Origin of the sequence: Streptomyces sp. MK37H, assembly GCF_018035285.1 — a bacterium.
Taxonomy (GTDB): Bacteria; Actinomycetota; Actinomycetes; order Streptomycetales; family Streptomycetaceae; genus Streptomyces; species Streptomyces endocoffeicus.
In genome coordinates this window covers 1-12028 of record NZ_JAAAYH010000284.1, presented here as the reverse complement: position 1 = coordinate 12028, position 12028 = coordinate 1, and the positions used below count along the sequence as shown (strand labels likewise).

8 protein-coding genes are annotated in these 12028 nt (G+C 69.9%); 5 read left to right on the top strand and 3 right to left on the bottom strand.

The window, feature by feature from the left end; all coding sequences use genetic code 11:
- Window positions 1-25 precede the first annotated feature (25 nt).
- Window positions 26-1255, bottom strand: coding sequence for an amidohydrolase family protein (locus GWI24_RS30620; RefSeq protein WP_020869139.1), 1230 nt, complete (start codon window positions 1253-1255; stop codon window positions 26-28).
- Between the two features lie 267 nt (window positions 1256-1522).
- Here GWI24_RS30620 and GWI24_RS30615 point away from each other — a divergent pair, with 267 nt between their 5' ends.
- The 4 genes from GWI24_RS30615 to GWI24_RS30600 all read left to right on the top strand — a co-directional run bounded on the left by GWI24_RS30615 (window position 1523) and on the right by GWI24_RS30600 (window position 8006).
- Complete coding sequence (locus GWI24_RS30615) at window positions 1523-3874, top strand: tetratricopeptide repeat protein (protein ID WP_210949126.1); 2352 nt, start codon at window positions 1523-1525, stop codon at window positions 3872-3874.
- Window positions 3875-4024: 150 nt separating this feature from the next.
- Window positions 4025-6958, top strand: coding sequence for a BTAD domain-containing putative transcriptional regulator (locus tag GWI24_RS30610; RefSeq protein ID WP_210949125.1), 2934 nt, complete (start codon window positions 4025-4027; stop codon window positions 6956-6958).
- Window positions 6959-7294: 336 nt separating this feature from the next.
- Window positions 7295-7588 (top strand): hypothetical protein, encoded by a 294-nt coding sequence (locus tag GWI24_RS30605; protein WP_210949127.1) that lies wholly within the window; start codon window positions 7295-7297, stop codon window positions 7586-7588.
- A 241-nt stretch (window positions 7589-7829) separates the two neighbouring features.
- Window positions 7830-8006 (top strand): hypothetical protein, encoded by a 177-nt coding sequence (locus tag GWI24_RS30600; protein WP_210949124.1) that lies wholly within the window; start codon window positions 7830-7832, stop codon window positions 8004-8006.
- A 134-nt stretch (window positions 8007-8140) separates the two neighbouring features.
- On the opposite strand, the gene GWI24_RS30595 is transcribed toward GWI24_RS30600, so the two are convergent.
- Window positions 8141-8527, bottom strand: a complete 387-nt coding sequence (locus GWI24_RS30595; RefSeq protein ID WP_210949123.1) for a hypothetical protein — start codon at window positions 8525-8527, stop codon at window positions 8141-8143.
- 214 nt (window positions 8528-8741) lie between these two features.
- On the opposite strand from GWI24_RS30595, the gene GWI24_RS30590 reads away from it, so the two are divergent.
- Window positions 8742-11357: a DUF6185 family protein gene (locus GWI24_RS30590; protein WP_210949122.1), complete on the top strand. Its 2616-nt coding sequence runs from the start codon at window positions 8742-8744 to the stop codon at window positions 11355-11357.
- On the opposite strand, the gene GWI24_RS30585 is transcribed toward GWI24_RS30590, so the two are convergent.
- The coding region (locus GWI24_RS30585) for an AMP-binding protein (RefSeq protein ID WP_210949121.1) at window positions 11350-12028 on the bottom strand (679 nt) is incomplete at its 5' end. The genes GWI24_RS30590 and GWI24_RS30585 overlap by 8 nt on opposite strands.

Genomic DNA, 12028 nt, shown 5'->3' with positions numbered 1-12028 from the left:
CCGACGCCCCTCCCCGGCCAACCCGCTACGCCCCAGGCGCCCCCGCCCACAGCCCGTCCGCCGTGAGCCCCAGCAGCTCGATCGCGTTGCCGCGCACGATCCGCTCCACGACGTCCGGCGCCAGATGCCCCATCTGCGCCTCGCCGACCTCCCGCGACTTGGGCCAGGTGGAGTCCGAGTGCGGATAGTCCGTCTCGTACAGCACATTGCCGACCCCGATGGCGTCGAGGTTGCGCAGCCCGAAGGCGTCGTCGAAGAAGCAGCCGTAGACATGCTCGGTGAACAGCTCGGACGGCGGGCGCAGCACCTTGTCGGCCACTCCGCCCCAGCCCCGGTTCTCCTCCCACACCACATCGGCGCGCTCGAGGATGTAGGGGATCCAGCCGATCTGGCCCTCCGCGTACATCACCTTCAGGTTCGGGAAGCGCTCGAACTTCCCGCTCATCAGCCAGTCGACCATCGAGAAGCAGCAGTTGGCGAAGGTGATCGTGGAGCCGACCGCGGGGGGCGCGTCCGCGGAGGTCGAGGGCATCCTCGAGGAGGAGCCGATGTGCATCGCGATGACCGTGCCGGTCTCGTCGCACGCGGCCAGGAGCGGGTCCCAGTCGTCGGTGTGGATCGAGGGCAGCCCCAGGTTCGGCGGGATCTCCGAGAAGCAGACGGCCCGCACCCCGCGCGCCGCGTTCCGCCGCACCTCGGCGGCGGCCAGCTCGGCGTCCCACAGCGGGATGATGATCAGCGGGATCAGCCTGCCCCGGGCCTCGGGCCCGCACCACTCCTCCACCATCCAGTCGTTGTACGCCCGGACCCCGAGCAGCCCCAGCTCGCGGTCGGCGGCCTCGGTGAAGGTCTGCCCGCAGAAGCGGGGGAAGGTCGGGAAGCAGAGCGCGGACTGGACGTGGTTGACGTCCATGTCCGCGAGCCGGTCGGGCACCGAGAAGGAGCCGGGCCGCATCTGCTCGTAGGTGATGGCCTCCAGCTTGACCTCGTCCCGGTCGTAGCCGACGGCGGTGTCCAGCCGGGTCAGCGGCCGGTGCAGCTCCTCGTACACCCACCAGTCCGCGAGCGGCCCGTCGTCCCCGGGCGCGCCCATCTTCGGGGCGAACTTGCCGCCGATGAAGGTCATCTCCTTCAGCGGCGCCCGGACGATGCGCGGCCCGCTGTCGCGGTACTTCGACGGGAGCCGGTCCCGCCAGACGTGAGGGGGCTCAACCGTGTGGTCGTCCACCGAGATTATCTTCGGGAAGCTCTCCATGACTGCACGGTAGCGCCGATCTGACGGATCGTCAGCTCTCGCGGCACGACGGCGCCACCGTCCGGCGCACGGCCCCCAGCCGCCCGGCACACGGTCGTCAGTCACCCCGCGCGCGGCCGCCGACCACCCGGCGGGCGGCCCTCCGTCACCCCGCGCGCGGCCCTCCGTCACCCGGCGCGCCGCCCGGACAGACGCGCTCTTTACTGACGGATAACCGGTCGAGCGGGCAGACTGGCCGTGCAGGGAAACGTAAGCGCGGGGGGCACCATGGTCGGCGACAAGCGGCTTGGGGAACGGGACTGGCTCATCGCGGCCGAGTTCGCCGAGTCCACGGCACCGCACGGGCCCACGGCACCCCATGAGTCCACGGCGCTCCGCGACCCCACAGCGCTCCACGAACCCCGGCCGGCGAACGCACCCCTCGTGCGCCCCGCACAACTGCCCGCCGCGGCACCGGACTTCACCGGCCGCGCCGACGCCGTACGGGAGCTGAGCGGTCTGCTGGCCGCCCAGGGCGGCGCCTCCCCGGTCCTCGCCGTCTCCGGTATCGGGGGCATCGGCAAGACCGCCCTGGCCGTCCATGTGGCCCACGCGGCCCGCCGCCACTTCCCCGACGGGCAGCTCTACGTGGACCTCCGGGGCGCGGGCCCCTCCCCCGCCGAGCCCGACGCCGTACTGGCCGCCTTCCTGCGCTCCCTCGGCGTCCCGGACGCCGCCATCCCGGACGGCGCCGAGGAGCGCACCGCCCTCTACCGCTCGGCGCTCGCGGGCCGCCGGGTCCTCGTCCTGCTGGACAACGCCCGTGACGCCGACCAGATCCGGCCGCTCCTGCCCGGCGGCGGCCCGCACGGCCGCGCGGCCCCGCACGGCTGCGCGACCCTGATCACCGGCCGGGCCACGATGGCCGGTCTGGACGGTGCCCATCCGGTCGATCTGGACGTGATGAGCCCGGAGGAGGCGTTCTCCCTCTTCGCGCTCATCGTCGGCGAAGAGCGGGCGGCCGTCGAGCGCGAGGAGGTGATGGACGTCCTGGCGTCCTGCGGCTTCCTGCCGCTCGCGATCCGCATAGCGGCCTCCCGGCTCGCCTCCCGGCGCACCTGGACGGTGTCCGTGCTGGCCCGCAAGCTGGCCGACGAGCGGCGCAGGCTGGACGAGCTGCGGGCCGGCGATCTGGCGGTCAAGGCCAGCTTCGAGCTCGGCTACGGCCAGCTGGAGCCGGAGCAGGCACGGGCGTTCCGGCTGCTCGGGCTGGCCGGGGGGCCGGACATCTCGCTGCCCGCCGCGGCGGCCGTGCTCGGCCTGGACGACGCCGCCTCCCGGACGCTCATGGAATCGCTGGTCGGCATCTCGCTCCTGGAGCCCACCGTGCCGGGGCGCTATCGCCTCCACGACCTGCTGCGGCTGTACGCGCGGACATGCGCGGAGCGGGACGACCTCCCCAAGACGGAGCGGGAGGCCGCGCTCTCCCGCCTGCTGGACTTCTATCTGGCCACCGCGGCACGGGTCTACGCCGCCGAACGGCCGGGCGACCGCACCGTCGAGCACCTCGCGCCCACGACCCGTCCCGGCCTCACCTTCGAGTCGTCCGGGGCCGCGCTGGACTGGCTGTTCACCGAGGCGGACTGTCTGATCGCCTGCGCCCGGCAGTGCGTCGCCGACGGGCGGCGCCGCCGCGTGGCGGACCTGCTCACCGCCGCCCTGGACCTCGCCGAGTCGGGGGCCAGGTCCTACCAGTACGAGGGGGTGGCCGAGGCGATCATTGAATCGGCTCAAGCGGCGGGGGACGTGCGCACCGAGGCCCGGGCACGGTCCACCCTCGGGAATCTGTACTACTTCACCGGCCGGTTCGAGCACGCCGAGCGGGAGCTGGAGCGGGCGCTGGACCTGGAGCTGGCCGCCAGGGACCCGATGCTCGCCAGCCGCGTTCCCAACCGGCTCGGCAGCATCGTCCTGGACCAGGGCCGCAGGGAGGAGGCCGAGGCGTACTTCAACCGGGCGCTCGCCGCCTTCCGCGCCGACGCCAACGAGGCCGGTGAGGCCAGCGCCCTGTCCAACCTCGCCCGCGTCCACATCGACAAGGGCCGCGCCCAGGCCGGGGTGGAGCTGGCCGAGCAGGCGCTCGAGATATACCAGCGGCTGGGCGCCTCGCTGCGCCTGGCCAACGGACGGTACACACTCGGGATAGCGCTGACCCGTACGGGCCGGCTGGACGAGGCCCTGGCCCATCTGACCCAGGCCCTGGGCATATTCCGGGACACCCGCCAGCAACTGTGGGAGGGAATGGCCCATTTCCGGCTTGCCGAAACCCATCTGGCCGCAGGCCGTCCGGCCCGGGCCGCATGGCACGCCGAGCGGTCGCTGGCCATGCAGGGCCTGTGCGGCGAATGGCGCCGCGGGTCGCTGCTGACGGTCCTCGGCAAGGCGCTGTCCGCGGTCGGCCAGACCGATCGGGCCAGGGAGTGCTGGCAGGAAGCGCTGGCCATCTACGAGCGCCTGGGGTCGCCGGAGCGCGAGGAGGTGAGCGCGCTGATGGGGGCCTCGTCGATCTCATCGGCCGCACCGCCCCGCGGCGCCACCCGCCTCCACCCGGACCCTCCCGGGGGTATGACGACCCATTGACCGCCGTGCGTCGCTGTCTGACGGTGTGCCAGCCATATGAAGTCGGACAACTCTGGCGGGCCTTGTGGAGACAGCTGGCCCCTACTGACGTAACCGCCGCCGACAAGGCAAACTGACCCGTGCGACTGGGAAGCACAGGCAGGGGGAGACATGGCCCGCGACAAGGAGCAGGCGCAGCGGCAGCACATGCGCTTCACCGTGCTCGGACCGGTCCGGGCGTGGCGGAGCGAACAGCAGCTCAGCACCGGCTCACCGCAACAACGAGCGCTGCTGGCAGCGCTGTTGCTGCGGGGCGGAAGAACCGCGACGGCCCCGGAGCTGATCGACGCCCTCTGGGGAGACGACCCCCCGGACGCGGCGATCGCCGCGCTGCGCACGTACGCCTCCCGGCTGCGCAAGGCGTTCGGGCCCGACTCCGAGGTGCTGGCCAGCGAGTCGGGCGGGTACGCGATCCGCGTCGGCCTCGGCGCCCTGGACATCGACGTGGTCGAGCAGCTGGCCACCGAGGCGGAGAAGGCCCAGCACTCGGGGGACCGGCCGCGGGCGCGCGAGCTGTTCGGCAAGGCGCTGGACCTGTGGGACGGCGAGCCGCTGGCCCAGGTGCCGGGGCCCTACGCGGAGACGCAGCGGGTGCGGCTCACCGAGCGGCATCTGTCCCTGGTCGAGGCGCGCCTGGACCTGGACCTGGAGCTAGGCCACCACGCGGAGGCCGTCTCCGAGCTGACCGCCCTGACCGCCGCCCATCCGCTGCGGGAGCGGCTGCGCGAACTGCTGATGCTGGCCCTCTACCGCAGCGGACGGCAGGCCGAGGCGCTCGCCGTCTACACCGACACCCGCCGGCTGCTCGCCGAGGAACTGGGCGTGGACCCCTGCGCGGAGCTCTCCGAGCTCCAGCAGCGCATCCTCCAGGCCGATGCCGAGCTCGCCGCGCCGAGCGCCGCCGCGGAGCAGGCCCCGGCCGGTCCGGTCTTCGTACGGCCCGCGCAGCTCCCGGCCTCGGTCTCGGACTTCACGGGCCGAGTGGCGTTCGTGAAGGAGCTGGGCGACCACCTGGCCACCGCCGAAGGGCATGTCATGGCCGTGTCAGCGGTCGCGGGGATCGGCGGAGTCGGCAAGACGACCCTCGCCGTCCACGTGGCACACACCGCGCGCCACCACTTCCCGGACGGCCAGCTCTACGTGGACCTCCAGGGCGCGGGCCCGGCCCCCGCCGAGCCGGAGGCGGTCCTCGGATCCTTCCTGCGGGCCCTCGGCACACCGGACTCCAGCATCCCCGACGGCGTCGAGGAGCGCGCCGCCCTCTACCGCTCCACACTGGACGGCCGCCGCGTACTGACGCTGCTGGACAACGCCCGGGACGCGGCCCAGGTGCGTCCGCTGCTGCCCGGTACGGAGGGCTGCGCCGCCCTCGTCACCAGCCGGATCCGGATGGTCGACCTGGAGAGCGCCCACCTGGTCGACCTGGATGTGATGAGCCCGGAGGAGGCACTCGCCCTCTTCACGCGGATAGTGGGCGAGGAGCGTGTCGTCAGCGAGCGCGACGCGGCCATGGACGTCGTCGCCGCGTGCGGCTTCCTGCCGCTCGCCATCCGCATCGCCGCCTCCCGCCTCGCCGCCCGCCGCACCTGGACCGTGTCCGTCCTCGCCCGCAAGCTGGCCGACGAGCGGCGGCGCCTGGACGAGCTGCGCGTGGGCGATCTGGCGGTCAAGGCCACCTTCGAGCTGGGGTACGGCCAGCTGGAGCCCCAGCAGGCACGGGCGTTCCGGCTGCTGGGCCTGGCCGAGGGGCCCGACATCTCGCTGGCGGCGGCCGCGGCCGTCCTCGACCTCGATGCCGACCGCGCCGAGGACCTCCTGGAATCCCTGGTCGACACCAGCCTGCTGGAGTCCGCCGCCCCCGGCCGCTACCGCTTCCACGACCTCGTACGCCTCTTCGCGCGCGCCTGCGCCGAGCGCGATGAGCAGCCGCCCTCCGAGCGGGACGCGGCGATGTCCCGCCTCCTGGACTTCTACCTGGCGACGGCGGCCGAGGTCTACGGGCTGGAGCGGCCCGGCGACCGGCTGGTGGACCACCTGGAGACGACGCGCTACCCCGGCCTGGCCTTCCCGGACCGCGAGGCCGCGCTGGACTGGCTCTTCGCCGAGTCCGACCCGCTGCTCGCCTGCGCCCAGCAGTCGGCCGCTCGCCCGGACACGCTGCGCCGCGCCGCGGACCTTTTGATGGCGGCGGTCGACCTGGCCGAATCCGGGGCCAATTCACGCCAGTACGAGATCACCGCGGTCGCCATCAGCGACGCGGCGCAGGTGCAGGACGACGCCCATGCGGAGGGCCGCGCCCGCACCTTCCTCGCCCATGTGCGCAGCCTGGCGGGCCGTTACGACCAGGCCGACGACGAGGCCCGCCGGGCCGCGGCGCTGGGGCTGGCCGCCGACGACCCGGTCCCCGCCTGCCGCGCCCTGAACCAGCGCGGCATCATCGCGCTCGTCCAGCAGCGGCTCAACGAGGCGGAGACCCACCTCCTCCAGGCCATCACCGCCTTCCGTAAGGACCGCAACGCGCCGGGCGAGGCCAGCGCCCTGTGCAACCTGTCGCGCGTCCACCTGGAGCTGGCCCGGGTGGCGAGCGCCGTCGAACTGGCCCGGCAGGGCGTCAAGATCTACGAGGACCTGGGGCGCACCCTGCGCCTGGCCAACGGCAAGTACGCGCTCGGCCTGGTCCTGACCCGGGCGGGACGCCCGGACGAGGCGCTCGCGCAACTGACGGACGCGCTGTCCCTGTTCCACGAGAGCCGTCAGCCCCTGTGGGAGGGGATGACCCACCAGCGCATCGCGGAGGCCCACCTCACGGTGAACCGGCCGGCGCAGGCCGCCTCGCACGCCGAACAGGCCCTCGCCCTGCGCGGCATCGGCGGCGAATGGCGGCGGGCGATCGTGCTGACCGTGCTGGGCAAGGCGCTCATCGCGATCGGCCAGACCGGCCGCGCCGAAGCCTGCTGGCGCGAGGCGCTGTCCATCCACGAGCAGTTGGGCGCCGCCGAGGCGGACGAGGTGCGCGGGCTCCTGGAGCCCGCGGCGGCCGCGTAACGGGCCCACGGTCGCGCGACGGGCCCGCGGCCGCGCAACGGGCGGCTCGGGCGGCGGTATCGGGCGGCGGGGCCGCAGTGTCGGGCGGCGCGACGGCGGTCGCGCGACCGGCGACGCGATCGCGTAGCGCCCTGCGACACCGCGTTCATCAATCGTTTATCGCCGATGGCCACTCTTGAAGCAGTCGATCCGTCCCCGCGGGGGGCAGACGGGTCGGTTGTCGGGACTCACCACTAGCGTGAGCAGCCCTGAGATGCCCGTCCGGCGACCCACGGGGGAGTCGCCGGGCGGGCGTCGCCACACAACCTGCCGCCCTATCCCATGGAGCTGATCCTCATGACCCAGGACAAGAAACCCGAGTCCGACGCCTACCGGCCGCTCGACGAGCACGCGCCCGTGCCGCCGCAGCTCACCACGCAGGACGAGCACGCGCCCGCCCCGAGGCCGCTGGCCGCCAAGGATGAGCACGCCCCTGTGCCGCCGCAGCTCTCCACCCAGGACGAGCACGCGCCGGCGCCCAAGCCCCTGACCGCCAAGGACGAGCACGCCCCCGTGCCGCCGCAGCTCTCCACCCAGGACGAGCACGCGCCGGCGCCCAAGCCCCTGACCGCCAAGGACAAGACGGCGTAAGGCGTAGGCAGCAGGAGGCAGGCGGGAGCAACGCACAGGGCTCACAGGGCACTTCGCAGGGATCGGTCCGTCGATGGCACGGAGGGGGAGCCATCGACGCCGATCCCTGCTGTCGCGTGGGCCACCATGGATGAGGTATCTCCTCAAGTCGAACCCATTTTCGGTGAGAATGGCTTACAAACGGGCACTTCATCATTAGATTTCTTTTTGGATAGCAATCTTGCTTCTCATGGAGAGTCATATGACCAGAACGAAGAAGATCCTCGTCGTGTTCGCCATCGCAACGGCCGCCGCTCTCAGCGCCTCGGCTTCGGCCGTCGCCGACGAGCACATGCCGGCGCCCGGCCAGTCCGTGACGGCCGAGCAAGGGGGGCTGTTGAGCGTGCAGGACGAGCACATGCCCGTCGCCCCCAGGTGAGCGGTGAGGGGCCGGGCACGAGGACTCTGTCGATGATGTCCGGCCCCTCCGCGTGACGTTGGCCTTCATCACCTGGTCGTGGGTGGTGGAGGCCAACGTCGTGTCCAGGAGAGGGCGTCGTCGGAGCGCGCCCTTCAGCGTTCGCGCCCCGGGCACAGGCTGACCACATCGCACTGCAGGATCACCTGGTACGGGCCGCCTGCGAACTCCGCGCCCTTCGCATGGGGGACGTTCGGCAGGAATCGCCATTGCGAGGGCTTGGCATGCCGGGTCCCGCCCGCCTTCTCGACGCGGATGTTCAGGGTGCGGGTCTCGGGATCGTTCGTCTCGACCAGAACCTCGTCCGTGTCGAGCGGGAAGTGATCGTGCAGCAGGCACAGGCCGAAACGGTCGAGGTTGCCGTGTTTCTCCAGCACCGCGATGAGGTCTCGGACGAACTCCGCGTCATGCGGGCCCAGGCCTTCGGCTTCCTCGAACGTGGGAAGTGCGGGCCGTTGGTGGGTCGCGTTTTTACCGGTCATAAGCCCTCTCCCATGGTCAATGGATCAGCTTATACACCCTTAAAAGATCATAAGCCGCCTTGTGGGGTGCCGCAAACCAAGAGCTTTCCGCTCACCGTACGACCAACAGATTGGACCTTTGCCTCTCATTGCGCGTCTACACCGGGCCCGTGCCTTCCGGATGAGTAGGTATGCGCACTGAAGGTCAATCATGCGGGTGTAGCGGAGCGAACGTATGGCGGCAAACCGGTGGCGGCGCTGGCTCGGGCTGTTGGTCATGGCGGTGGGGTGGTGGGGGCTGTGGCCGACGGAGGCGGGCGCGGCTACCTCTGACGGCTGCAAAGTGGTGGAAGCCGGAACGCCGGAGGTCGAGGCCGCGATCCGGTTCTTCCACCACGGTCAGACATTCGTCCAAGCACAGGCGAACACATCCATCACCGTGCAGAAATCATGGCCGCTGACCGAGGAACTAACGCTCGGCGGAAAGTCCAAGGAGTATCGAATTGCGATGCGCTGCCTGCTACGCAGAAAGAGCGTGGCAAATTCCACCCTGTACTGGAGGGATGAATGGCGTCTACATGGCCCGGAGGTGACAGATAAGGACGACCGGACTACGGTGCAATATAAGGCCTTCACCTTGATCGCACATTCCGGTGAGATCGCGTTCGGACCATGGAGCATCAAGGTCCCCAATAAGAACACCAGCTGGCATGTTCGCCTTCATCCGAAAAACCTGGGCCTGGCGATTGAAAATGCCCATTGGAAGCGCGTTGAGATCAAGCTGGGCGGACTTGATGCCCGCGACGCCTCCCCCGGAGCGTCGCATGCCGACAAGGACACGCGGGTGTGGAGCACCGAGCAGCCTCCGAACGTATCGATCGACGTGCTTCCACCATGGCATGCCTTCTTCGCTCTCAGCAGTGCCCGAAAGCCGACCTGGAGCAGACTCTGCATCGCCTTGTGGTGGGCCTGCGGCTCAGCGGTGTTCGCACTGGCCGTGTTCCGCGCCCGACTGGACCCGGCTGCCGCACCGGCGCCGAAAGCGCAGGGGATCAGGTGGCGGGTCCTTGCCCTCAGCAAGGACGCACAGGCGCGCCCCGCAAAGGCAGCGTTGCGGTGGGCCGGGCTCAGCGCAGGCCTTGGCGTGGCACTCACGCTGATCCCCCAGCCGGAATCGTTCAGCCTTTGGCACACTCTCGCCGGCACGGCAGCAGCCGTGGTTCTTATCTCCGTCGCGCGCCCCTGGCTCCCTCATGCATCGAGCGACGACCCGAATACCGAGATAGAGAAAGCGCGCCTCCAACGCGGTCGAGCGTTCACTCTCACCGTTATTTTGACTGCTTTGCTGCTCGTTGCGTTGGGCTTGCTGGCGCTTCTGGATCCTGAACTCGTCTATATGCCAAAAGAACTGGTGCCACCCAGCACCCGTGTTACCTGGCAAGTGCTGTCACAACTGGCAATGCTATGGCTATGGCTGGCGGCGATGGCGGCATGGGCATGGCGCTTCGCACAGGAAGGAGAATTGGTCCCCTGGTCGAGAACCTGGGACCAGGCGCGCGCCCGCTGCATCGGAGCCGTTGGAGCCGCGCTGGCGGTGGTCGCACTGGTCATGCTGATCTCATACCGGTGGTCCGTCGACCTCAACTGGCAACGAGCGACCTGGCTCGGCGATGACGAGCCAGGTTACCACTCGTCCCACGACAAAAGCCTCGGTTTTTACCTGGTTCAATTCGGACCGGTTGGCCTTTCGTGGGCTTACGCCTACACCTGGGTACTGACCATCATCGCGCTCGTAGCGCTTTTGAACATCCGCGCCAAGTCCGCGCAGGAGCAGGTGTACCGGAATCCCGACAAGGCGTTCATGGAGCCGCGCCGGAACGATATGCGGCTGACAGCAGTTGTTTTTGCCATTGCTGCGGCGACGAGAGTGTCCTTGGTCGCAGGCTCATCCGTACTGTTGTTCGTGTGGCTCCTGCTGAATATCGCCTCCCTGTACGCCGTGGTGGCAGTAGGCCGACGATGGTCGGTGCTGCACCAAACGTCCGGAGCCATCCATGGGTTGAGTACCAAGCTAGGCCGCGAGCCCTTGCTGGAAAAGGCTCACCGCTATCGCACTCTCCACCAGAAGCTCCGCCTCGTGGACCAAGGCCATGAAGAAAGGACAACGCGTGATGAAGTGGAGGATGAACTACGCAAGCTGCGCCACTGGAGACCCGCCGGGTGCGACGACGACTGCCTGTCGGATCAGGTGTCCGTGGTAGATGTGGCGCTGAGCTGGGGCCCCGAAGACACCTGGTGGAAGAACGCACGGCATGCCGCACGCCTGGCGTTCTTCTTCGGCATTCCAGCCAGCATCGTCATCGTGTGGGCGAACAGCCTCAGGGACTCGAAGCAACTTATGCTCACGAGCGCCAAACCTACGGCGCTGGCCGAGATCGTGGCCGCGTTCCTCACCTGGCAGATCACATGGGCCGGGGCCGGCCTGGCCCTGGGAGCTCTGTGGCGCGTACTGCCCGGACGCCGCGGCCCCACGCGTGGGTCGTGCCTGACCCTCGCCTACGTCATCCCGATCGGCGTCGGGGCCCTCGTCAACCGCATCACTGACACAGAACTCGGTACCGCGGTCCTGAGCTCCTCCCTGATGCTCATCGTCCTCACTCTCACCAGCATCGGGATGGACATGGCCACTTTCAAAGGCGAAAAACAGCTCTGGCCGACTAGCCTCAGTTTGCTGCTGTCGATCTACCAGATGCGCACCCTGTCCGTGCAGGGCGCCTTCCTCATCGGTCAACTAGCCCTCGCGGCCGAGATCTGGAACAACCTCGCCGGGCCGCCACTCAGCATCAGGTGACACCTGAACCGCCCGTCCGCAACTTGGCTTTGAGAACCTTCCCACTCGCATTCCGCGGAAGCTCGGTCAGGAACTCCACCTGCCGCGGCACCTTGTAGTTGGCCATCTCCCTGCGCGACCAGGCGATCAGGTCGTCCGCCGTCAGCGTCGAGTCCGGGCGGCGGACCGCGTAGGCCTTGGCCACCTCGCCCAGGCGCGGGTCCGGGATGCCGATCACGGCGACGTCGGCCACATCGGGGTGGCGGGCGATGAGTTGCTCTATCTCGGCGGGGTAGGCGTTGAAGCCGCCGACGATGAACATGTCCTTGATGCGGTCGGTGATGCGCAGATTGCCGTGCTCGTCCATCACCCCGACATCGCCCGTCCGCAGCCAGCCGTCGGGGGTGATGGTGCGGGACGTGGCGATCGGATCCTCGAAGTAGCCGGATGTGACGTGGTAGCCGCGGACCCAGACCTCGCCCGGCCGGCCCGGGAGGAGTTCGCGTCCGGTTGCCGTGGCTATCTTGACTTCGGTGTCCGGGATCGCGCGGCCCGCCGTACCCGCGATGACCTCGGGCGGATCGCCGCGGCGGCACATCGTGACGGTGCCGGACGCCTCCGTAAGGCCGTACGCCGTCAGCACGGTGGCGACCCCGAGCTCCGAGCGCAGGCGCTCCACCAGCTCCAGCGGG